Origin of the sequence: Sphingorhabdus sp. (assembly GCF_023910635.1) — a bacterium.
In the GTDB taxonomy this organism is placed as follows: Bacteria; Pseudomonadota; Alphaproteobacteria; order Sphingomonadales; family Sphingomonadaceae; genus Sphingorhabdus_B.
The window spans coordinates 49,639-71,914 of record NZ_JAAVVZ010000002.1 but is presented as its reverse complement, the minus strand read 5'-3'; the positions used below and the strand labels follow the sequence as shown (position 1 = coordinate 71,914).

Sequence of the window (22,276 nt, the reverse complement as noted above, 5' to 3'; positions counted from 1 at the left end):
ATGAACAAGCCGCATGACATGTCCAATATTCACAGCCGAGCGCCCTTTACGCATCGGAACCCGTCGTTCTCCGCTGGCTTTGGCCCAGGCCAAGATGACCAAGGCGGCTATGAAAGCGGCGCATAATCTGCCCGATGACGCGGTGACGCTTGTTCCAATGCTGGCGACGGGCGACAAGATTCAGGACAGGCCGCTCGCCGATATTGGCGGGAAAGCGCTTTGGACCAAGGAGTTGGAACGCGCGCTGATCGATGATCAGATTGATATCGCCGTCCATTCGATGAAAGACGTCGAAACATGGCGCGCAGACATTTTTGTCATTTCTGCGATGTTGCCGCGCGCTGACGTTCATGACCGGCTGATTGGGGCTGCGTCGCTTGGTGATTTGAAGCAAGGCGCGCGTGTCGGCACGTCGAGCCCCAGGCGCGCGGCGCAGCTGCAACGGGTGCGGCCTGATTTACAGATTGTGCCACTGCGGGGCAATGTCGCGACCCGTCTTGCGCATATTGACGCAGGGGACGCCGATGCCACCCTGCTTGCTGCCGCAGGGCTTGACCGTTTGGGTATGGCCGAAGTGGGCGCTGAACTATCGCTCGACGCGTTTTTGCCGGCCGCGTCGCAAGGCGCCGTCGGTATTGATCGATTGGCAAGCCGTGAAGACCTTTTCCCCATCACACAGGCAATTAACGACGCCGATACATTTGTTGCCGTTAATGCCGAGCGCGCGTTTCTCGCCGCTGTCGGGGGCAATTGCCATTCCCCGGTTGCCGCGCTGGCGCGGGTTGAAGGGACGCAGATCCGGCTGCGTGCCGAGATTTTCACGGCAAATGGGAGCGAACTGCAATCGGGCGAATGTCTGTATGCGATTGGTAGCGATGGCCCCGCGCAGCTTGCGCAGCAATTATTGGGCAAAGCAAGCGCGGAGCTGAGAGGCATTTTCGCATCGTGAAGCTATTGATTATCCGGCCGCAGCCTGGGGCGGATGCGACTGCGCATCGCCTGCGCGCCGCGGGGCACGAGCCCATTCTCATGCCGTTGTTTTCCATCGAGCATCTGCCCGTGCAGCGCATCTCGGCAGATGGTTATGACGCGATATTGTTGACCAGCGGAAACGCCGCGCGCGCCGCATTAGAATTTCTGACCCATGACCATGCCAAGCCGGTTTATGCCGTGGGCAGCGCAACCGCCAGCGCACTGCACAGCTTGTCCGTGCCAGTTGCTAAAACCGGGTCTGAAGGCGTTGACACGCTGGTGCGGCGCGCCGTCGCCGACGGCCATCAACGCCTGTTATGGCTGGCAGGCGAAGATCATAGCCCCATTCCGCATATCCATGGTGTCAGTATCGACATTGAAATCGTTTACAGAAGCGCCACCGTCAGCACGCCAGATGACTTTGTGCGTCAAGTAACCGATAGCGATGCCGTGATCCTGCATTCGTCGCGCGCTGCCCGGCATTTTGCAGATCTGTGTGCTATCATGGGCGTGCCGCGCGCCGACGTCACGCTCGCGGCATTTTCGAACGCTATTGCCAAGGCGTCTGGGGAGAATTGGGGGGCGATGATCATAGCGGACGCGCCCAATGATGCTGCATTGTTGAAAGCGATCCAAGGACAGTTTACACCCACGCATTGCAAAGACGAACGCGGCGCGGCTATTAAGGACTGATATGAGCGATTATCCAACGGCACAGCCCGCTTCGGCTGGCGGGATGAAATTCAAGCATTTCATGTTGCTGCTTCTGGTCGCCTTTACCGGCGGCGGGGCGGCGACATGGTGGCTGGCGGATAGCTTTGGTATTCTCGCGCCTTCGGCACAGGAAACGGCGGAAGCAGAAAACATCGCTGATCCTTTGCCTTCGGGCAAAGTCACGCCCGCAATGCTGCCTGCCGCTGGCACAACGGCGCAGGTCCAAGGCCAAACGGTTCCGGTGTATGTAACGGACCCCGCGATATCGGGTGACGCGGTGCGTGGTGAAGGGCTGCTGCTGACATTTGCCGTGCGCCGGACGCTCGATAATGGCGCATCCTTGGGATATCTGGCGGAACAGCTCCGGCTTCGCTTTGGCGCAACGCAGCCGCAGGCGGTTGCAACTATTATATCTGCAGCGCAGGCACCGGTTACCATCGACAAACTGCAGACAGAGCTTAGCAGACTAGCGCCTTTATTGGTCTCTGGTAATCGCGATAGTAGCGTCTGGGAAACCGTAAAAGGCGAGCTGTCGCAGCTTTTTGTGCTGCGCCGGGATGACGGGTCGACGCGCACCCCCGAACAGCGCCTGATCCGCGCACAAGCGTTTGTTGAGGCGGGCAATCTGTCAGCGGCCATGTTGGAAGTCGCCGCGATGCCGGGTGCCTCTGCGGCTCAGTCGTGGATGATCCGCGCGAAACGCTATGCCGATGCCCGTAAGGCGCTTGATCGTTTGGAACAAATGGCCTTGATCCGCCCTGTGGTCTTGCCTGTAACCCTGCCAGCACCCGCGCAGGCGGCTGCCGTCGGGGCTTCAGCAGCGTCGTGACGCGCATCCGTTCCCTTTGCGCCCTCCTCCAGTACCGAAACAACGCCGGGTTTGATTGCTGACCTGAACCTTATCCGGCGCATCGCACAGAATATTTGGGATTAGGGTCAGGACCACTTAAATCCACCTTCGCGGCGTCAAAATGGCAAAGATATCGAAGGAAAATGTCCGCCGCAGGCAGTTATTCTGCCTGCAAGGGCATTTTATTTCGAGATCGAAGGCATTTTGGCGTCCTTCGGATTTGACCCATTTTGTCCATTGCCACGTTGGCAAGCTTGCACTTAGAACCACTAAGTCCTGCGCTTGCCGCCTGGCACTGAACAGCATGGCCTCAAACCGCGAAGGTGGATTTAAGTGGTCCTGACCCTAGAGCAATTGGCACGATGATTGCTGCCTTCGGACTATCAAATCCGAGGGAATGTTTATGCTTAGCCTATTGTTGATAATGTCCGCTGCCGCGCCAGTCCAATTTGAAGACCTAGCGCTTCTCGACAAGAATATTCAAATGCATGCCAATGCAGAGCCAGTGGACAAAAGGTTGAAGCTCGCAAAATGTTCCGATGCACCGATCATCATGCCAGCAGTTGACGGGGTTGTTGTGGTGCGGTGTCCGGCCATTGGCTGGCGGTTGCGTGTGCCAGTGCGTGCGCCCAATGCGATGGATGAAGGCGCTGCCATCATTATCCGCAAAGGCGATGTAATTGAATGTATTACAACTGGGCCGGGCTTTGCCGTATCTGCACAAATGATCGCGTTGGATGATGCCAGAATTGGCCAATCCTTGCGTGTCAAATCGCTGACATCGCCCACGCCGATGACCGCCACGGCCAAAGCGCGCGGGCTGGCCATATTTTAATATTAAAGAGAATGAACAATCTGCCGTTTTTACCTTCGTTGTTGCTGTCAGATTTCCGACAGCAAAGCGGAAAGGGATAAACATGGTTGATTCGGTCACGTCAAAACCGCCCATATTGGCTGGTGTTGGGCAAAAGATGGCTTCGGACATTCCAAAGTTACGCCCAGAGAAAATACAAAATATTCAACCCATCGCGCAAAATATTAGTCTTGCGAGCGCGCTTGCCCAAAAAGGTCCCCCATTTGATGCCGCACGGATCGCGTCGTTGAAAGAAGCGATCGCCAGCGGCAACTACCGTATTGATCTGGGCGCTATTGCAGATGGCGTCATCCGTTTCGGATCGAAAAGCCCGGGCTGATTTCATGATCGACCGCATCATTGCTCGCCAGGCCGATCTTATCGCGGCGCTGGATGCGTTTGATGCCGACGCTGTTCTTGTCGCGTCGCGCGCGTTGGCTGAGGTGCTGGCGGTGTTGCCTCAGGACGAGGATGGGGTCGATCCCGGACAGTTGGCATATGGCATGAAACAGGCAGAGGCAGCGCGTATCAGGGTCAAATATCTGACGGCATGGAACCGCCAGAAAATTGACCGATTGGCGGAATTACGGGGCCAATCATCGCCGCATACCTACACAGACCGACCGCGATAGCGCGCAAATGCATCGTTTTTTTCATTTGGCATGAGCGTTGCTGTAGTCAGGGCATGAACACAAAGACGCCCTCATGACTGGCCCCATTACCGCAACCGCGACGCAGCAGCGCGTGACGTCGGCGATCGCCAATGCATCGGCGCGTACGGGCGTTGGCTTTGAGTATCTGATGGATCAGGCACAACTTGAGAGCCGCATGCGGCCAGATGCCCGTGCCCAGACATCCAGCGCCACTGGACTGTATCAGTTTACCAACCAGACCTGGCTTGCCACGCTGAAACAGCATGGCCCTGCGCATGGGCTTGATTGGGCATCGGGCGCAATCACGCAAAACCGCAACGGTGCCTTTACGGTAGCTGACCCCGATATGCGGGCCCAGATCTTGGGCTTGCGCACGCACCCTGAAACGGCGGCGGTCATGGCCGCTGAACTGGCGTCGGATAACAATGATTATCTGCAATCGCGTATGCACGGCAACCCGGAAGCGGTTGACCTTTATCTTGCGCATTTTCTGGGGGCAAAAGGTGCAGGCGACTTTCTGGCGGCGATGCAGACCGACCCCAATCAGGCCGCTGCGTCCTTGTTTCCGTCCGCCGCAGCGGCGAACAGGTCGATATTCTATCGTCCGGACGGTGCGCAACGCAGCCTGATCGAAATCCGCGACGGTTTTTCTGCGAAGATGGCTGCGGCCCCGTCAAATGGCCAAATGTCGCCAAGCATACAGCAGCATTTTGCAACCCACGCGGTTCGCCGCGCGCCCTTGGCCATGGCCGAGATGGAAAAAATGCCCAAGGGTCTTGATCTTGATTTTGCCCGCAGGACGTATCAGCGTCTGTCTGGGGTCACGGCATGATGCGCAACCCTGTGTTCGCCGTGCCGATGGCGGTGCTGAAGGGCAACGCCCTGCCCGTGGCCATATTGTTGCTGGTCATGTTGATGATCGTTCCGGTCCCTGCGGTGTTGCTGGATGTTGGCTTCATCGTGAATATCATGATCAGCCTGGCCGTTCTGATGGTCGCGATGAACGTGGCAAAGCCGCTGGATTTTTCGTCTTTTCCAACCGTGTTGCTGCTGGCGACTATTTTTCGCCTCGCGTTGAACGTCGCTTCCACGCGCGTGGTGCTCGTCGATGGCCATAATGGTCCGGCGGCGGCAGGGCATGTGATTGAGGCGTTTGGCGCCTTCCTGATTGGCGGCGATTATATCGTTGGCCTGTTCGTGTTCGCGGTTCTTATGATTATCAATCTGGTCGTCATCACGAAAGGTGCCGGCCGCGTTTCCGAGGTTTCGGCACGCTTCACGCTCGATGCCTTGCCCGGCAAGCAGATGGCGATTGATGCGGACTTGAATGCAGGCCTGCTCACCCCAGACGAAGCGAAGGCCCGCCGTCAAGAGGTCGCAACTGAGGCCGATTTTTACGGGTCGATGGACGGCGCGTCCAAATTCGTAAAAGGCGACGCTGTTGCGGGGCTGCTCATTTTATTCGTCAACATTTTCGGCGGTCTCATCTTGGGCATGGTCAGCCATGGCCTGAGCTTTAGCGAGGCTGCGCAAACTTACATCATGCTTGCCGTTGGTGATGCGTTGGTGGCGCAGGTGCCTGCGTTATTGTTATCCATTGCAGCAGCAGCCATTGTCACACGCGTATCGTCGCCGCTTGATCTTGCAGGCCAGATATCAAGCCAATTTGGCTTCTCACGCGCTTGGGGGCCTGTTGCCGGCATCTTAATGTTGCTGGGTATGGTTCCTGCCATGCCGCAGCTCGTCGTGCTTCCTGCGGCTGCGGTGGCGGGCGCAATCTATTGGACATTACGCAAGGCGGAAAAGGCACCATTGCGTGTGGTCGAACCGATCACGGATGCGGCACCAAGCCACCTGATCGAATGGCATGAAGTCGCGGACGTCGCACCCATCACGCTTGATCTTGGCTATGGACTTGTAAGCTTGGTCGACGAACGCAAGGGCGCAGCTTTGATGGGTCGCGTGACTGCTATCCGCCGCCAATTGTCCCGCGAATTCGGCTTTGTCATGCCCATGGTCAAGGTCGCCGATGACTTGTCCTTGCCCGGCAACGCGTATCAAATTCGCATATCGGGCGTGTTGGTGGGCGAAGATCAGGCTTGGGCGAATGAATTATTGGCTCTCGATTCCGGCGACTGTCTCGAAGGCATAACTGGGCGCGCGGTCAAGGACCCAAGCTTTGGCCTGGATGCCCTTTGGATCGCAGAGCGCGACCGCACCGATGCCGTCGCGGCGGGCTACACCGTTGTGGACCCGGCCACCGTCATTGCCACGCATTTGAACCAATTGGTCAGCACGTCGGCGGCGGAGCTGTTCGGCATGGATGATGCGCAAGCGTTGATTAACAATCTCAAGGAAAGCTACCCGCAACTCGCCGCTGGTCTCACACCTATGCCTTATACGCTGGCGGCGGTTACGACCTTGTGCCGGGCGCTGCTGGCCGAGCGGGTGCCGTTGCGCGATTTCCGCCGCATTGCCGAAGCCATGGTCGACCTCGCCCCGCGCAATCTGGAGATGAACGAGTTGGTCGAGGCGGTCCGGCAAAGGCTTGGCGGATTGATTGTCCAAACGATTGTGCCTGTCAAAATGCCGCTGCCCGCGATTACCTTTGACAGCGCGTTGGAATCGCTTCTGGTGCAGTCGGTCCAATCGGCCCCGCAGGCAAGCTGGCCGTTTGAACCAGAGCTCGCACGCCGGATCATTTCGGTGATTGATGAGGCGGTGCAACCCATGCTCGTCGCCGCGCGCAGCTTTGCCATCATCACCTCACCATTGTGCCGCGCGGCCGTCGGACGATTATTGCGCGCACAATATAGCGACGTTGCGGTTCTGTCCTTCCTCGAAATCCCTGAAACCAAAAAAGTCGAAGTCATCGCCGTGGTTGGCGGCATCGGGCAACTGCCCGAACCTGATGCACCGCAAGAAATTGGAGAACCTTATGCTGATTGAAGCTCGAAATGCTTATGCCACCCCGCAAACGGTGCATCCGGCGCAACTGGTTGAGGCGCATAGCGCGTTGGTGCGCCGGATCGCGTGGCATGTGCACAGCCGCATGTCGTCGGCAATTGAGGTGGAAGATCTGATCCAGATCGGCCTCGTCGCGCTGGTTGAGGCGGCGCAGAATTTTGAAGACCGGGGCATTGCCTTTGCACCTTATGCGGCAACGCGCATTCGCGGCAATATGGTCGATGCGTTGCGCCGTGATGCGCGCATGGGCCGCGCGGGCATGGCCAACCGCCGTTATCTGGCGGGAATCCGTGCGCGGTTAGAACAAGAAAATATGCGCCCGCCAAATGATGCCGAAATGGCGGCGGCGGCGGGGCTTGATCCTGCGGCCTATCACAACATGGTCGCGTCAACGCAGCCGGTGGGGCAGGAATCGATAGAAGACAGCTATTCGGACCATGACATGTGGTTTGCCGATATGTCAGAAGCGGCGGACACAATGCTGGAAAAGGCGCAATTGCGGGCGGCGTTGGTGGAAAACCTTTCCAAACTGTCCGAGCGTGAGGCGCTTATTCTCCAACTATATTTTGTCGAGGAATTGAACCTTGATGAAATCGGTGAGACCTTGGGCGTCGGTGCGGCGCGGGTGTGCCAGATTAAGAAAGCTGCGCTCGACAAGATGAAGATGATGATGATGGATTAAGCCGTTTTTACTTGGCCTTGCGCTGTATGGGCACCGGAATATTGCAAATATCCGCGCCGCCCGCTGGCACATTAAAAAACGGGTCACGTCGGTTTGCGCGCGCATCGGCATAAGCCGCAAAACTTGCGCTATCGGTGTTCAGATATTCGAACGCTGGCACGTCCTTCACGTCATTACCCAGCCGGACGGACAGGATCGGCACGCGCTCCCCTTCCGTCTCGTAAAAGCCGAGTGCGCCGGTGCCGCGCGGCAGGCTCGACATATGTTCAATGCCCTCAATCACGCGGCCAACGAGCGCGATATTGCGGTCGAGGTGGCGCGGCGCATGGCCGATGACGGTGTAGAGTTCGGCACCGCTGCCCGTGTCGGGCGAGAGGTTGCGGCCAACGCCGACCATGCCGTAGCAGTGGGTTGGCCACATCTCTTTGTTGGCGCTTGCTAGTGGCCATCCCATCATCGGGTGGCTGGTCCCGTAAATATCTTTAAGCGTCAGGCCGAATGGTCCAGCTGCCTGCTGTTCCATCCAGTCGTTGAGCGCCGCACCGTGTCCAGCATATTCACTCTCCGGCACCACCGCTAACCCATTCGGCAAAGCCTTCTTCTCGGTCGCGTCGCCCCATTGCACGACATAATTGTCCTGCACGCGGTTGATGCTCGTGCCGTCCCAAAATTTGGCCGCCGCCAGTTTGCGGATATTGCCGACCCAGCCTTGGCTGAAGGGTTCAGGGATTAACTGGATGACCACGCGGCGCGGTCTGCCTTTCGAATCGGGCGCGAGGTCCATGATCATCAGGTCCGACGGCGCGATGGCGACCCATTCGTCCGCCTTTGCCGCAGCGACAATTTCCGACGGCGCCGGGAAGGTTTTGGCCTCCTGCGCCAAAAGCGGGAAGGACGCGCATAAAGCGGCGATGGCGACCAAAGGCAGATATCTTTTCATCAGATGCATTATGGCAAATCACTGTGCCTTGCGAAAGCGCAAAGGAGCGGCTAGGGGCGTGCGTCCCCAAGGGGAATGCGGAGACGTGGCCGAGTGGTCGAAGGCGCACGCCTGGAAAGTGTGTATAGGGGTGACTCTATCGTGGGTTCGAATCCCACCGTCTCCGCCAGTTTTTCATCACTGGCACGCAAGCGCGACGGGCCCGCTTGCGCCAGATGCTGGGCGCATAGGCGGCTTCTTCAAAAAAGTCCGCTCATGCCTGTCATCGGAGTTCTAAGTTTACAAACATATATGCAAAACGCGACATTTCTGTAAACTTACCTCGACTTTGCGACGTTGGCTTTCCGGGTACGAAAGTCTGGCTGGGGTTCAACACATTCAAAGAGCCGGTCGCCCAACAATTGCGGGCGTGACGCACAGAATCTCAAACCAAATCCTACATTGCAAGCGAAACCTGTTTCGGGGTTATGGCAATTGTCACCGGAATTCTTGTTTCAGGATCTTGATTCTGGGACGTTGAAAAGTAAGACCCTGAAACAAGTTCAGGGTGACGAGAGTGGTTTACCGCGCTTAAACCCTCGACAATCCCTACAAAAACCTCGTCGCCCCAGCGCAGGCTGGGGCCTATCACGCCTGTCGGCCCACCCATACACACGTCATAGGCACCAGCCTTCGCTGGTGCGACGGTGTTTTGTGCTGAACGGGTTATGTCGGGGGTTATGCACCTGTCACCGCAATTCAATTCCCGTAATTCCTCACCGTAATTCTGCCACGGTCAATCTGCTTTCGGCTGTTGCTCCCATTTTTGCTTAATCTGCGCGAGCAGTTTGATGGCAGGGTTATCATCGCCCCGATTATGCGGGTCATTGGCCAGCGGCAATAATGTCTGATAAGCTGTCGCATATTCTTCTTCTACGACAAGCTGCTGCGTGAGCTCCCAACGAACATTTTTGTCATATGGCGCGAGTTGCAATGCGCGCTCAAGACCCTGTGCTGCAACTTCGGTAATGTCCTTACCCGCTAATCTCATGCTACGGTAATAATAGATCAATGGAATGGGGTGATCGACCTCGACCTTATTAAGGGCAGCAACGGCCTTTCGCACGAGTGTCCACGCAGAGTCCGGTTCGTCGGAATCTTCTGCAAGGCGTGACAGCGCAAATATTTTCTGCACATGCGCATTTACGGATGCAGGGTCAGCCGCCAGCGCCTTGTCGGCAATTTGCACTGCAACTTCATGATTTCCAGCATCATGCTCCGCTTCGGCCAACGCCGCCAAAACAAATGGGTCGTTGGGATAGCCGTTCGCAATGCTTTGTGCCTGCGGTAGAAGCGTCTTGGCCGACTCTGAGTCAACCCCGCGCTTTGATTGCAAGACTACCGGCATGATCGCCGCTTCGGCATCACGCATTTTGCGTACCGAGATTGCACCTACTTTTAGCTTTTCACCCGGGATCGGGATATATTTCAGGCGCCGTTGGGCAAGATACCCGTTCATCTCCTTTTCAAGCAGATTGAGGTCGCCAAATGCGGTGTTCGCAGCGTCCGATTCAGACGCGCCATTGGCAAGCGCTACCTGATAATTGGTGAGCTGACGCGGTCGTTTCCCGCCCAGCAGCAGATAATGGTACAGCAGCCAGCTACGCCCGTAAAACTCATCATAAACGCCTTTCCTTGGCTCTTTGTAAACGCTGGCGTCTAACAAGGCCTGAATGGGAACATTCTTGGCAAGCGCCAGCTCGCCGGCGCGGTGATTTGCAGGTAATCCCAGTCCAACGCCCCCTTTCTTTTCAAATCGCGCTGTTGAGAAAAATTCGGCGAATCCCTCGCTTAGCCAACGTGGTGTCGACCATTGGTTTGTGCTGTGCATGACATGGTGGGCATATTCATGCAAAAGCACTTGCTCGCTCTGGGAAACATCCGCGCCATCACTTTCGACTCTTGCGGTAAAAGCGACGGACCCTCCTGCCCTTGGTTGATAAAAGCCAAGCACAAAACCGGATTTGTCGCGTGAGAGCTTTCGCACGTCGCTGGTGCTTCGAACAACATAGATTGTCACCCGGTTCGAGGGACTGACCTTTTGGGTTTCGCGGCCGAGAATATAGTACATGGCGGTATGAAACCGTTCCAACCGTTCTGCGAATTCCCGGGTGTCTTTTTCATTCTGGTCAGCGATCACCAGGAAATTATCGCTGCTTGCCTCATGCCATTCGGCATAAGCTTGCCCCGGAATACACAAAGCCATTATGAAGAATATGAGACCTTTCATTTTGATCATCATCACCCACCCGTTGTTTTCTATTTTCGAAGATCGCTTCACGAAACAGGATTGGTGTTTCGACACTCTACGGTGTAGTCTGCGTGCGATATCCGTCCAAGTCGGCTGCTTCGTATACGAACCGTTGGTATAGGGCCGTGGCCTAGAATTCCGGCATCTAGTCCGTCATCCCCCAAGTAGCTTTGCACTGCGTCCGCCTTTGCGTTGCTGCGTAACATGATGCGAAGTCCCCCGAACAACTGTAAAAAAACACATGCGATAAGAACAGGTTAACGAAATTCCGATGAATGTCAATTTTGGGATTTATGCATCTGTTAGCGCAATTCATCTTTAGTCGATGAGACTTGGTATAGCCCCGTCCATCAGCAGATCTCATACCGGCATGCGATTATTGTTATATCAGTCAATAAATGACCATAATATGTGAAAAATTCGTTTATTTCGCTTAGAAATATGCGATTAAATCATCGCTATTGACTAACCTTCCAGTTATATTAAACATATGGCCAACAGCAAAGGGAGGAATGCATGTCAAAAATCCAGTTTTCGTCAATCGGCGCATCTGCCTTGGCCATCGCGTGGGTTGCCTTTGCGGCACCTGCGTTCGCGCAGGCCGAAAATAATGACTCCGCCGACGATCGTGATATGATCGTAGTAACGGCACAGAAGAAAGCCGAAAATGTCCAGGACGTTCCGATCGCGATAACGGCACTGAATGCCGCGGCACTCGAAGCGGCGCGCGTAGAGGATAGCAAGGACCTTCAGTTCAACGCACCCAATGTGACGCTTTCGGCCAACCGTAACATTACCATCCGCGGCGTCGGGTCCGCCTCATACGGCGGAACGGGCGACACCAATATCGGCGTTCTCGTGAATGGCGTGTTCTTGCAGTCCGGTAGCAGTTTCGGCGAATTCTTCGACATGGAGCGGATCGAAGTTCTGCGCGGCCCGCAGGGCACCTTGTTCGGTCGGAATACAACTGGCGGCGCCATCAACTTCGTTACGCGCCGACCGACGGACAGCTTCGAAGGTTATTTAGAACTCCAGGGCGAAAGCCCGCGCGGCATTCGAACCAATGCGGCTATCAACATTCCTCTGGCTAACGGCCTCTCTCAACGCTTCGCGGCCAATTACATCAATCGGGACGGCTATACAAAGAACCTGCTTGATGGTTCCATGGTTGATGGTCGCAACCAGTTCACCTTGCGTTCTAGTACGCGCTTTGAACCATCGAGTTCCACAACGGTCGACCTTACGCTGACATATTTTAAGGAAGATTCAGACCGGCAGAACGCTGCCAAGTCGCTCTGCACGCCCGATCCGGCCTTTGGCTGTTCTCCAAATTCAGTTTCAGCAGCGTTCCCGACAACCAACTTCACCATCGACAACATTTTTCTCGCGGGGCGTGTTCGACCTAATAGTTTTGCGACAAATCCGACCAATCTGCGCGAAGTTGTGATCGACGTAAAACCGTTCCAGAAAGCCGAGGACTTCCTCGCGACTCTGGAGATTAATCAAGAGCTAGGGAGTCTTACGCTCACTGCAGTGACCGGTCTGCGTGACGGCAACAACTCAAGCGAGCGTGATTTCGATCAGGGATATCGGCCCAATGCCTTTAATCCCGGTACGTTCGGGAGCCACGTGATCCCCGATGCCGGTAATGGCAACGGCGTGATGACCTACCTGTTGTCAGGTCGTCCGGTAACCACAACGGAATACCGCACGTCGCAGACTGGCGGCGGCACGCAAAAGCAGTTCAGCCAGGAGCTACGCCTTGCTTCACGCTTGGATGGGCGCTTTAACTTTATCCTGGGCGGCTTTTATCTGAACTCGCGTGGCTCCGGTTATGTCGATACATGGACCCCGGCCAACCGATTGTCGGGCGCTGTTTCAAAGTTCAATACGCGGTTGGGGCAGGTTGAATCTTATGCCGTATTCGGCGAAGCCTATGTCGATCTTGCAGAGAATCTCAAGCTTACCGGTGGATTACGCTACACCCATGATAAAAAGCATATCGAAACCGCTTCCGGCCTTTTTGCACTAAGCCCGTTTTTCATCGGGGATGCGGACTTTGATAAGGTCACTGGACGCGCGATCCTAAACTGGAAGCCGGCGGTTTCATTTACGCAGGATACCAATATATATCTGTCGTTCTCGCGCGGGTTTAAATCCGGTGGGTTCAACCCGGGCAACAACACTATTCCGGTTTTCGAATCCGAGGTCATCGATGCCTATGAACTTGGCGCCAAGAATACGTTCATGGACGGAAAGGGCCGATTGAACCTGGCCTTGTTCAATTACGAATACTCCAACCTGATCGTTGGCAACCTTGTCGGAACCGCTGTGGCGAACACCAACATTCCAAAGTCGCGGGTAAGGGGCATAGAAGCTGAGTTGGTCTATACGCCGATAGAGCCGCTGCGTCTTGAAGCCAATCTGGGCCTGCTGGACGCAACGGTCCGCAGCGATTTCCGGTCGTCTGATCCGTCGCGCGGCAAGGCACTGTTCCAGATCCAAGGTAATCAGCTTCCGAATGCGCCGCGCCGTACGCTAAAGTTGGCTGCGGAATATACGATTGAGGCAGGAAACGACTGGGCCGTTCGCCCGCGCGTCGATTTCTATTCGCAGTCCGGCTTTCACTCGCGCGAATTCAACGTACCGGCAGACCGAGTTGGCAGCTGGAGCCAACTCGATGCTTCGGTCAAGATCGGCAACAGCAGCAAAGATTGGAGCGTAACCGCTTTTGTCAAGAATCTGACGAACCAAGACAGTATCACTTGGCTGGAAGTGAACTCCGAATTGGTTGGCAGTTTCCGTAGTGCTTTCCTACTGGATCCGCGGACCTTCGGCCTAAGCCTTCGCGTTGGCTTTCAGTAAGCAGACCAAATTGATCTACTGGCAGCCCCTCCTGCCAGGGCAGGCGAAGCTAACCCCTTCGCCTGCCGCTCCGACGAAGCAGTAACGGGACCATCTCAATCATGCCGCGACCGATCATAGCCCTTGTAACCTTAATAGCAGCGATTTCTGCTGGTACGGCGCAAGGACAAGTCCAGTCTACAAAGCCGACCGCAGGTCACTCAGCCGAAATGCCTGAACTGGCAATAGTCGGTGCTTTTGGCATCGGTACGCGCATGCATGATCTGGCTGTCGGAGATCGCACCATAAGCGTTCGCTTCTGGTATCCTGCCGTTACTACTGACTCTTCCGCCAGAGCGCTTTACAAGCACCGTCGTGCATTGCCCGGCCAGCAACCGCTGAATATTGCGGAAACTGGCATCGCCGTAGCCGACGCCAAGCCGATCGCTGGGCAAACCTTCCCGCTTGTCGTCATGTCTCACGGCTATGGCGGCTGGGCAGAACATATGAGCCGCCTTGGAGAGACGCTTGCATCACGGGGCTATGTGGTTGCCTCAATCGATCACCGTGACCAACCTTTCACGGATATGGGTTCATTTGCAGCTTCTTTCGGTGGGGTTCTAATGAACAGGACACGGGACCAACGAGCGGTTCTGAATGCTATTCTCGGCGCCAAATTGGCGCCACAGGTCGCTGAACAGGTTAATCCGAATGCCATCGGCCTCCTCGGTTTCTCCATGGGCGGCTATGGCAGCTTGACCACAGCCGGCGCGGCACTTGATCCAGCAGCCCCTGCCTTTGCCCAGTTATCGCCAGCTATGCGCGCCAAGCTTCCTATTCCGGATCCGGCCCTAGCATCGAAAATTAAGGCTGTGGTTGCGCTTGCCCCTTGGGGTGGCCAACCCGGCGCAGCGGTCTGGCAGGATGCTGCGCTTGCCAGCCTGCGTATGCCGCTGCTCCTTGTGGCGGGCGATCAAGACGATGTTGTCGATTACGAGCGCGGGGTAAAACGGCTTTTCCATGCCGCGCAAGGCACAGACCGTTACCTTCTCGTCTATCGCGAGGCCGCGCATAATATTGCCGGAAATCCTGTAACAATCGCGCCAGATGCTGACTTTCCAACGATCGAGTTCCTTACCGATCCTGTGTGGCGCAAGGAACGGATCGAAATGATAAACGCGCATTTCATCGGCGCATTCCTTGACCTTGAATTGAAGGCCGAAGAAAGTAAGCGTCTATATCTCGAAGTACCAACACCATTCGCCAACCAAGGTCAGTGGCCCAGCAGATTTGGTCAGACATGGGGCGGCATCACGGCGGGCAATGACCAGCCAGGTTACTGGCGCGGATTTCAGCGTCGTTGGGCGCGTGGGTTAGAACTTCATCACAAATCGGCAGGTAAATGAATAACATACACAATTTTTTCGATCTTAACGGCCACGTCGCCCTGGTAACAGGCGGCAATGGCGGACTTGGCCTTGCCATGGCACAAGGCCTAGTCAAGGCGGGTGCGCAAATCGCGGTGTGGGGACGGAACGAGGCCAAGAATGCTAAGGCGGTTTCTGAACTGGTTGCGATGGGTGGCCGCGCCCAGAGCTTCGAAGCTGACGTGACTGACCCGGCGTCTACCGCTGCGGCATTTGATCGCACTATTAATGCTTTCGGAAAAATCGACAGCTGTTTTGCCAACGCAGGTGGCGCGGGCGCCAGAGGTGCGTTCGTCGATTTGGATCGGCAGGCCTGGCTCGATACGAACGAGCTCAATATCCTTAGCGTGATCGACACGTTTCAGCTTGCAACGCGCCACTGGCAAGAGCGCAAAGCGGGGGGCAAGTTGATTGTCACATCTTCGGTGGCGGCGCTACTTGGGCTACCCAATTCCGCTGGTTACTGCCTGACCAAATCGGCCGTGACAGGGCTCGTCCGGTCACTTGCAATCGAACTGGGGCGCAGCGATATCCAAGTTAACGCAATCCTGCCCGGGTTCATCGAGACCGAAATGTCGCTGAACACGCCCAAAGCCTTTCAAGACGGTTGTCGCCGTCGGGCAGCGTCCGGCAAGATTGGACAATTATCGGACATGGAAGGTATCGCGGTTTACCTTGCATCCAAGCAAAGCAATTTCATGACCGGTCAAGCGCTGGTGCTTGACGGCGGCCATTCGATTTTTCCTTTATGATTGGACCCGGTATACCATCGGATTTTAAGGGAGACGATCGCGCAAACCGGTCAAGAAACGGTTTGCACAGGCAAATTTGGGAGAGGGCATAAGTGGCATCAGCATCGGGCCGTGAAGAGCAACACATAAGCTTGTGGCGAATTCTTGCCTTCGGGTCTGTGCAATTGCCCCTTGGGATGATCGGGCTACCGATCGCAATATATCTCGCTCCGCTCTATTCTGGGCAGATGCAATTGGCTCTGCAGCTCATCGGGATTTCATTAATCCTGGCACGACTATCCGATTTCATAACTGATCCGATGATCGGAATCATTTCCGATCGCTGGCGCCCCAAAATCGGGCGCAGACGGGTGTGGCTGATTTTTGGATCAGTGACGATGATGGCAGGAGTCTATCTGCTATTCAGGCCCTCGCCGGGTATTGATATCACCTATTTCCTTGCCGCGGTGGCGCTGGTTTATCTGGGCTACACGATGCTATTGCTACCCTATCATGCATGGGCGGCGGAGCTTTCAGAAGATTATCATGTTCGAACCCGAATAAGTTCGGTTTCACAGGCATTCAGCATCGCCGGCCTGATCACATCGACACTCATCCCTGCCTATGTACAAATGCAGCCTGGAATGACCAGCGCAGATGTCATGTCGGCATTAAGCGTCGTTATCATAACTTTGCTGCCGCTATGCGCCGCGCTTGCCTTCTTTTTTGTTCCAGAGCCTGAAGCTCCAATCCGCAAGGCCCCGTTCAGCATAACCAAGGCGTTGAAAATGCTTGGTTCCAACCGCGCTTTCTTGCAGGTAACTGTGTTGGTGCTGGTGGCAACGGTGGGCGAAGTTTTCCGTCAGACGATCACCGTGTTTTTTGCGCGCGATGTTGTCGGCGTTCCCAATATCGGCGTCATATACTTCCTCTATTTCCTCGCAGCGCTGCTCGTTGTGCCCGGTTGGGTGTGGCTCGCCAAGCGGATCGAAAAACACCGCGCCCTTGCCTTGGCGCTCGTCATCGTGGCGGCAACCAATGCGTTGATGTTCTTTGTGCCAAAAGGCGGGGTGTATGTCTTTACCGCCCTCTTCATCTTGAAGGGTGCATGTTATGGTGCCGTGCTCATGCTACCGCACGCGATGATCGCGGATACCGCAGATATCGACACCGCTGACACACTAGATCGGCAGCAAGGCTTGTTTTATGCAGTGACAGCTATGGTCCAGAAAATGGGCTATGCCGCCGGTTCAGGTCTGCCTTTGTTGTTACTTGGCAGTGTCGGTTATGTGTCTGCAGGTGAGAGTAGAGCCGAACCGCTGCTAGCCTTGACGATCAGCTATAGCGTTATTCCAGCGGTCTTGGTGCTGATTGCCGCGTACATGGCTTGGCATTATACTTTGACAGAGGCCCGCCATCGCGACATCCGCGCCGAAATCGATGCACGAATGGCGGACGCATCTTCTGGAGAGAGAATAGCGTGATCACAGGGCTGCATCATATCGGACTTTCTGTGCTCAATCTGGATGCCGCAATCGACTTCTATACCAGCCAACACGCCTATAATCTCTCCTACCTATTTGACGTAGAAGACAGCGCTAGCAATCGCGCAATACTGCAACTCGATAATGCCTCTGCTCGAGGCGCATTTCTGCAGGGTAGTTTGGGATGTCTGGAACTGTTCGAATATGCCTGCAGAACTGAAATAATTCCAGAAGATAAGGCGGTCTATTCGGCTGGAATCCGTCATATTTGCCTGCAAAGCGAAATTTCTGACCGGTTGTATGATGGACTGGTTGCCGCTGGCGCAACTTCGCATGCACGACCCGCGGGGTTGGGAACGGGCAACAGCTATGTCTATATCCGTGATCCCGAAGGCAATCTTCTGGAACTTGAGGGAACACCTTGGGCACCGGCGGATGTACACCGCCCCTGGTTTGCGCACGTTGCGCTGGTCACTCCAGATATCAGCAAGCTGACTGATTTTTATGCGCTGCTGACCGGTATCGAAATTCATCGCCAAGGCAGTTTTGGCCCCAGTCCTAAATTCGATCATGTGGCCGGACTTTCGGATATATGTTTCACTGGCGCTTGGTCGCGGCTCGCCAATGCCGAGCTCGAGTTCTGGTGCTATGCGCATCCGCCAACCTTGCCACGAGACAGGCGCAATCTGGCAGCGCCAGGTTGGAACCATATATGTTTTGAAAGCGACAATATCGAAGCCGATTATGCTCGGCTGATGGCCCATGGCGTCGAGTTGCACGGGCCGCCCCATGCGTTTGGAAATGCGAGACTATTTTTCGGACGCGATCCTGATGGTAATGTTTTTGAAGTGCTCCAGCCCAGCACCGACAAACAACTGACCGTCGCTGCAATGTTGCAAGAAGCCAATGGTCATAAGGTCGATGCTGCGCGAACCGCATATCGCGATGGATTGGCCGCGACGGTTACAGAGGCCTAACCTCGATGTCCTTCACCTTGGGTTCTGCTGTCGCCTCCGCTTCCCCGATGAGCCGCTATGTCGAAGCCAATGGACTGGATTTTCATTATTTGGAGCAGGGGCACGGTGAGCCAATTCTCTTCTTGCACGGCTTCCCCGACCACGCGGCCGCATGGCGCCCCCTTGCAGAACGTCTCGCACCGGAATTCAGGCTGATTGCGCCGGATCTGCGTGGCTATGGTTTGACCTCATGCCCGCCGGAGATTGAAAGCTACCGGCTTGAGCATTTGATCGAAGATGTCGCGGCCTTGATTGACGCGCTTGATTTGCCGATGGTGCATCTATGTGGACATGATTGGGGTGGCGTTCTGGCGTTCGCCTTTGCGGAAAAACATCCGCATAAAGCAGCCAGCCTTACCGTCTTTAACGCGCCGCCGCCTGCAGTGCTGCAAAGCATGATCTGGAATGACCCCAACCAGCGCCTTGCATCCCAATATATCACCATGCTGCGTTCCGCACAGGCCAATGCACTGTTCAACGAAGCCAATGTCGATGCTTTGATCGCGCGTTTCTTGGCGCAACCTTATCGCCGGGGATTGCTGAATGATGCTGACATCGCGGCCTATCGGCATGCCTGGACTCGAAAAGGTGTGTGGCAGGCGATGTTGGCTTGGTATCGTGCAGCGCCTTTTGATGTGCCGGACACCGATGCAGAATTTGGCAACGACTGTCTGAATGAATTCCACATCGAGTGCCCCGTCCAGATCATCTGGGGCGATCAGGATACCGTTTTTGTGCCAGCCATGGCGGACGCCATCGTCCATGCCTGCCCGGAGGCTATCCTCACGCGACTGCCCGCGGCTGGACATGTCCCGCACCGCGATGCCCCTGAACGTTGCGCAGCATTGATCACTAAATTCCTCGCTCAACACCCAATCCGGTCGATCTCAAAGGAAGTTACCGCATGACAGAACAAACCCTTGCAGGCCGCGTTGCCATCGTCACCGGTGCGGCCCGCGGGATAGGCCTTGCCGCCGTACATCGCCTGTGCGCCGGCGGTGCGAGCGTGGTCGCGTTTGATCGGCCAGAGGCCGATTTTAGCACTGCCTTGTCCGCTGGTCGCGTTGCCAGTCTGGCCGGTGATGTCGTGAATGCTGCCGATTGGCAACGGGCGATCGACGTTGGACTCACGCTGGGTGAGCGGGTTGATATCCTGTTCAACAACGCAGGGATATCGGGTGCGATAGCCAATGCGCTCGACTATCCAGAAGAAGAATTTGACCGGATTATGGCGGTGAACGTCAAAGGGGTCTTTCTGGGGTTAAAGTATGTCGGCCATCACATGCTGACCAATCGCCACGGTGTGATCGTCAACACATCCTCGGTGTCGGGCTTTGGCGGCAGCGGCAGCATCTTTGGGTACACTGCCAGCAAGCATGCGGTGAACGGAATGACCAAGTCCGCTGCCATTGCGCTGGCGCCGCACGGGGTGCGTGTGCTGGCGATCTGCCCCAGTCCGACGGCAACCGAAATGATGTTTCAACTCGAGCGCCGCCTTTCGCCCGACAACCCAGAGGCGGCCCGGCCGCAACTGGCACAGGGTATCCCCATGGCGCGTTATGGCACGCCAGAGGAAGTGGCCGAGGTCCTCGCGTTTCTGGTCAGCGATGCCGCTGCTTTCATGACCGGTGCTCTTGTTCCGGTCGATGGCGGCACCTTGGCCAAATAACCCGAAAAGGAGGCTGACATGGTTTCGCAGATCGAACGCGGTTTCGGGGAAAAATTCCTCAAAAGCATCGACAATTTCTACACCTACGGAATCGACTGGTTGTTCAACGAATGGTGGGAAACAGCTCCGGCTGACGTGATTGCGAAGTACGAAGCAGCGATCCTCGATCACCCGGACCATGGACCGCTGGCTCGGGAAGGATGGCTTGCACCGGATTTTCGAATTGGTTCGCTCGACAGCTATGGTCCAGGCACTTTGGGCCATGCTTACCGCGCTTTCATGGTCGACAATAAACTGGTTGAACATTTGGCGGCTGGTTACCACGCTAGGCATGAGGAATTGCTGCAAAGCGGTAAAATTGATCGCATGCCACCCGCATTAGCTTATAAGGTGTTACGTGGCTTTCAGACACATGATCTTCATCATGTCCTGACCGGCTATCCGGCTACACCACTGGGTGAGCTTGCAATTCAGGCATTCCAACTGGCCCAGATGGACTATCCTTATGCTGCCATGTGGATTGCCGTTGTGACCAGTCATATGACGTTGGTCGATCCCTACCTAATCAAGCCGGGGATGGATGCAATCACCGATGGTTGGGCCCTTGGCCGGCACGCCCGCAGCGTCCAGTTCGTGAAGTTTGAGCATCGTCTCGGTGAACCCTTGGATGACATTCGCGCCGAATTTGGGTTGCAGCGCGATGCCGTTGCGCACGCGGACACGCGGCCCGAGCGCACGCCCGAGCTGCTTAAGTAGCAGTTGAAAGCGCAGATTGACGCCGGTTACTTACGCCGGATCGGCTGGTGCCGATTTGTATGCTCACGCTTGATCTCATTTAGCGTCCCTAGGATCATGGTGACGGTTAAGTCTTCAAGCGCCTCTCGACTGAGCTTGCGTTGCAACAAATATGCACCCGCAGCGGCCGGTAAACCAAAGCTGATGTCTGTTGCTGCTCTGGCGATATCGGGAGGCAAATCGAAATGTTCGCTCACAATTTCGGCCAGATAGCTAACGGCGGTGTCTCGACCGAACTCTGTGGGGTCGTGAATAGCGGAAACTGAGGGTTCGGCTTGCAATCGTTCGATCAACATACCCCGCTCATCAATATATTTGAGGTAAACATGGGTAACCGAACGAACCAAATCCTCGAAAGTATTAGCTTTTTGCGCGGCCTCGACCTGTTGTCGCCGCAAGCGTCGCCATTCACGTTGCAGAAGAAGTCTCAGCAACTCAGTGATATTAGGAAAATAATTGTAGACCAGCGACTTGCTAATGCCCGCCTCACGTCCAATGCGATCCATCGACAAGGCCGAAACACCTTCCCGAGCCACAATCTCGGCAACATGATCAAGGATAAGGGCCTGCCGTTCGCTTGGAGCGAGACGGACCCGTTTCTGAGACTTCGGCAGAGCACTTTCTGTGGCGTCTGATATCACGTTGTAACCTTTACTCATTTTCGCGCCCGGAAAACCGGACGGTGGGAACCCATATCTTTAGGTATCTCCGCTAGATGGTTTGCCCGCCACCGGCGCGAAGAGCAAGGCTAGATATATGTCAGTTTCAACGCAATCGCTCAATCCGCCGACTATGAAGTTAGGCGTGTGTTACTATCCCGAACATTGGCTGGCAAATCTCCGGACCAAAGACGCCCACCTCATGGCTGAAACCTGCCTTTCGCAGGTGCGAATAGGACAGTTTGCGTGGAGCCGGATCGAACCCGAACCGGGCCAGTTCACCTGGGCATCGCTCGACCAAGCACGTGAAACGCTCCATGCTACCAGTCTCCAGGTCATTCTGGGCACCCCGACTGCTACGCCGACAAAGTCGCTGATAAATGCCGTGCCTGACATGGCAGCTGTTCCTATTATTTTGGAATTACGCTGGCAGGTGCGTCATCCCCGGATCAACCGTGGAGAAAACACGTTCGATCATAACGGTTTAACGAAATTCCGATGAATATCAATTTTGGGCTTAATGCACCTTCACCGGAGTTCCGACCGTAATTCGCGGTCACCTTAATTTCCGTAATTTCCAAGATTTTCTCTCAAAAAATGAACCGATTTGACGGGATCAGGTCAGAGCACGTTAAGGCAGGTTGACTCGAAGTGATTTTTATATCACAAAAGGTGAACGGTGAAGTAAATGCCGATCCTGAAGCTTTGGCCGTAAGGCCGAAGGTCAGCT

22 protein-coding genes and 1 tRNA gene are annotated in these 22,276 nt (G+C 55.6%); 20 read left to right on the top strand and 3 right to left on the bottom strand.

The features are described 5' to 3' along the window. The 10 genes from HEQ34_RS00760 (at position 1) to HEQ34_RS00715 (ending at position 7,691) form a co-directional block, all read left to right on the top strand. The gene (locus tag HEQ34_RS00760) at positions 1 to 126 is read left to right on the top strand and encodes a hypothetical protein (RefSeq protein WP_296196095.1); all 126 of its coding nucleotides are present in this window, start codon (positions 1 to 3) and stop codon (positions 124 to 126) included. Then, positions 95 to 949, top strand: coding sequence for a hydroxymethylbilane synthase (gene hemC, locus HEQ34_RS00755; RefSeq protein ID WP_296196093.1), 855 nt, complete (start codon positions 95 to 97; stop codon positions 947 to 949). The genes HEQ34_RS00760 and hemC overlap by 32 nt, the downstream gene beginning before the upstream one ends. Further along, the gene (locus HEQ34_RS00750; RefSeq protein ID WP_296196090.1) at positions 946 to 1,665 is read left to right on the top strand and encodes a uroporphyrinogen-III synthase; all 720 of its coding nucleotides are present in this window, start codon (positions 946 to 948) and stop codon (positions 1,663 to 1,665) included. The genes hemC and HEQ34_RS00750 overlap by 4 nt, the downstream gene beginning before the upstream one ends. 1 nt (position 1,666) lies before the next feature. Beyond that, the gene (locus HEQ34_RS00745; RefSeq protein ID WP_296196088.1) at positions 1,667 to 2,515 is read left to right on the top strand and encodes a hypothetical protein; all 849 of its coding nucleotides are present in this window, start codon (positions 1,667 to 1,669) and stop codon (positions 2,513 to 2,515) included. Between the two features lie 424 nt (positions 2,516 to 2,939). Continuing rightward, positions 2,940 to 3,371 (top strand): flagella basal body P-ring formation protein FlgA, encoded by a 432-nt coding sequence (locus HEQ34_RS00740; protein ID WP_296196085.1) that lies wholly within the window; start codon positions 2,940 to 2,942, stop codon positions 3,369 to 3,371. Positions 3,372 to 3,453: 82 nt separating this feature from the next. Further along, on the top strand, positions 3,454 to 3,729 hold the full coding sequence (flgM, locus tag HEQ34_RS00735; RefSeq protein WP_296196083.1) for a flagellar biosynthesis anti-sigma factor FlgM: 276 nt from the start codon (positions 3,454 to 3,456) through the stop codon (positions 3,727 to 3,729). 4 nt (positions 3,730 to 3,733) lie between these two features. Beyond that, on the top strand, positions 3,734 to 4,021 hold the full coding sequence (locus tag HEQ34_RS00730; RefSeq protein WP_296196080.1) for a hypothetical protein: 288 nt from the start codon (positions 3,734 to 3,736) through the stop codon (positions 4,019 to 4,021). 73 nt (positions 4,022 to 4,094) lie between these two features. After that, positions 4,095 to 4,874: a lytic transglycosylase domain-containing protein gene (locus HEQ34_RS00725; protein ID WP_296196077.1), complete on the top strand. Its 780-nt coding sequence runs from the start codon at positions 4,095 to 4,097 to the stop codon at positions 4,872 to 4,874. Further along, positions 4,871 to 6,991 (top strand): flagellar biosynthesis protein FlhA, encoded by a 2,121-nt coding sequence (gene flhA, locus HEQ34_RS00720; protein WP_296196075.1) that lies wholly within the window; start codon positions 4,871 to 4,873, stop codon positions 6,989 to 6,991. Before HEQ34_RS00725 ends, flhA begins: the two co-directional genes overlap by 4 nt. Beyond that, the gene (locus HEQ34_RS00715) at positions 6,981 to 7,691 is read left to right on the top strand and encodes a FliA/WhiG family RNA polymerase sigma factor (RefSeq protein WP_296196074.1); all 711 of its coding nucleotides are present in this window, start codon (positions 6,981 to 6,983) and stop codon (positions 7,689 to 7,691) included. The genes flhA and HEQ34_RS00715 overlap by 11 nt, the downstream gene beginning before the upstream one ends. 7 nt (positions 7,692 to 7,698) lie before the next feature. Here HEQ34_RS00715 and HEQ34_RS00710 read toward each other — a convergent pair whose 3' ends face one another. Next, on the bottom strand, positions 7,699 to 8,631 hold the full coding sequence (locus HEQ34_RS00710; RefSeq protein ID WP_296196072.1) for a peptidylprolyl isomerase: 933 nt from the start codon (positions 8,629 to 8,631) through the stop codon (positions 7,699 to 7,701). 79 nt (positions 8,632 to 8,710) lie between these two features. Here HEQ34_RS00710 and HEQ34_RS00705 point away from each other — a divergent pair. Beyond that, positions 8,711 to 8,800 (top strand) — tRNA-Ser (locus HEQ34_RS00705). 606 nt (positions 8,801 to 9,406) lie between these two features. On the opposite strand, the gene HEQ34_RS00700 is transcribed toward HEQ34_RS00705, so the two are convergent. Further along, complete coding sequence (locus tag HEQ34_RS00700; protein WP_296196069.1) at positions 9,407 to 10,912, bottom strand: hypothetical protein; 1,506 nt, start codon at positions 10,910 to 10,912, stop codon at positions 9,407 to 9,409. 525 nt (positions 10,913 to 11,437) lie between these two features. On the opposite strand from HEQ34_RS00700, the gene HEQ34_RS00695 reads away from it, so the two are divergent. The 8 genes from HEQ34_RS00695 to HEQ34_RS00660 all read left to right on the top strand — a co-directional run bounded on the left by HEQ34_RS00695 (position 11,438) and on the right by HEQ34_RS00660 (position 20,848). Continuing rightward, positions 11,438 to 13,786 carry a TonB-dependent receptor gene (locus HEQ34_RS00695; RefSeq protein ID WP_296196066.1) on the top strand — a complete coding sequence of 783 codons (2,349 nt, stop codon included), beginning with the start codon at positions 11,438 to 11,440 and terminating at the stop codon, positions 13,784 to 13,786. A gap of 101 nt (positions 13,787 to 13,887) precedes the next feature. Continuing rightward, positions 13,888 to 15,171: an alpha/beta hydrolase gene (locus tag HEQ34_RS00690; RefSeq protein ID WP_296196064.1), complete on the top strand. Its 1,284-nt coding sequence runs from the start codon at positions 13,888 to 13,890 to the stop codon at positions 15,169 to 15,171. Next, positions 15,168 to 15,944 carry an SDR family oxidoreductase gene (locus HEQ34_RS00685; protein ID WP_296196061.1) on the top strand — a complete coding sequence of 259 codons (777 nt, stop codon included), beginning with the start codon at positions 15,168 to 15,170 and terminating at the stop codon, positions 15,942 to 15,944. Before HEQ34_RS00690 ends, HEQ34_RS00685 begins: the two co-directional genes overlap by 4 nt. 92 nt (positions 15,945 to 16,036) lie before the next feature. Then, complete coding sequence (locus HEQ34_RS00680; RefSeq protein ID WP_366934829.1) at positions 16,037 to 17,407, top strand: MFS transporter; 1,371 nt, start codon at positions 16,037 to 16,039, stop codon at positions 17,405 to 17,407. Continuing rightward, positions 17,404 to 18,384 (top strand): VOC family protein, encoded by a 981-nt coding sequence (locus HEQ34_RS00675; RefSeq protein WP_296196059.1) that lies wholly within the window; start codon positions 17,404 to 17,406, stop codon positions 18,382 to 18,384. Before HEQ34_RS00680 ends, HEQ34_RS00675 begins: the two co-directional genes overlap by 4 nt. 5 nt (positions 18,385 to 18,389) lie before the next feature. Continuing rightward, complete coding sequence (locus tag HEQ34_RS00670) at positions 18,390 to 19,331, top strand: alpha/beta hydrolase (protein WP_296196056.1); 942 nt, start codon at positions 18,390 to 18,392, stop codon at positions 19,329 to 19,331. Beyond that, positions 19,328 to 20,092, top strand: a complete 765-nt coding sequence (locus tag HEQ34_RS00665; protein ID WP_296196053.1) for an SDR family oxidoreductase — start codon at positions 19,328 to 19,330, stop codon at positions 20,090 to 20,092. The genes HEQ34_RS00670 and HEQ34_RS00665 overlap by 4 nt, the downstream gene beginning before the upstream one ends. A gap of 18 nt (positions 20,093 to 20,110) precedes the next feature. Next, positions 20,111 to 20,848, top strand: a complete 738-nt coding sequence (locus HEQ34_RS00660) for a Coq4 family protein (RefSeq protein WP_296196050.1) — start codon at positions 20,111 to 20,113, stop codon at positions 20,846 to 20,848. Positions 20,849 to 20,874: 26 nt separating this feature from the next. On the opposite strand, the gene HEQ34_RS00655 is transcribed toward HEQ34_RS00660, so the two are convergent. Then, positions 20,875 to 21,546 (bottom strand): TetR/AcrR family transcriptional regulator, encoded by a 672-nt coding sequence (locus HEQ34_RS00655; RefSeq protein ID WP_296196047.1) that lies wholly within the window; start codon positions 21,544 to 21,546, stop codon positions 20,875 to 20,877. Between the two features lie 97 nt (positions 21,547 to 21,643). Here HEQ34_RS00655 and HEQ34_RS00650 point away from each other — a divergent pair, with 97 nt between their 5' ends. Next, positions 21,644 to 22,048: a beta-galactosidase gene (locus HEQ34_RS00650; RefSeq protein ID WP_296196045.1), complete on the top strand. Its 405-nt coding sequence runs from the start codon at positions 21,644 to 21,646 to the stop codon at positions 22,046 to 22,048. The last annotated feature ends 228 nt before the right edge of the window (positions 22,049 to 22,276 follow it).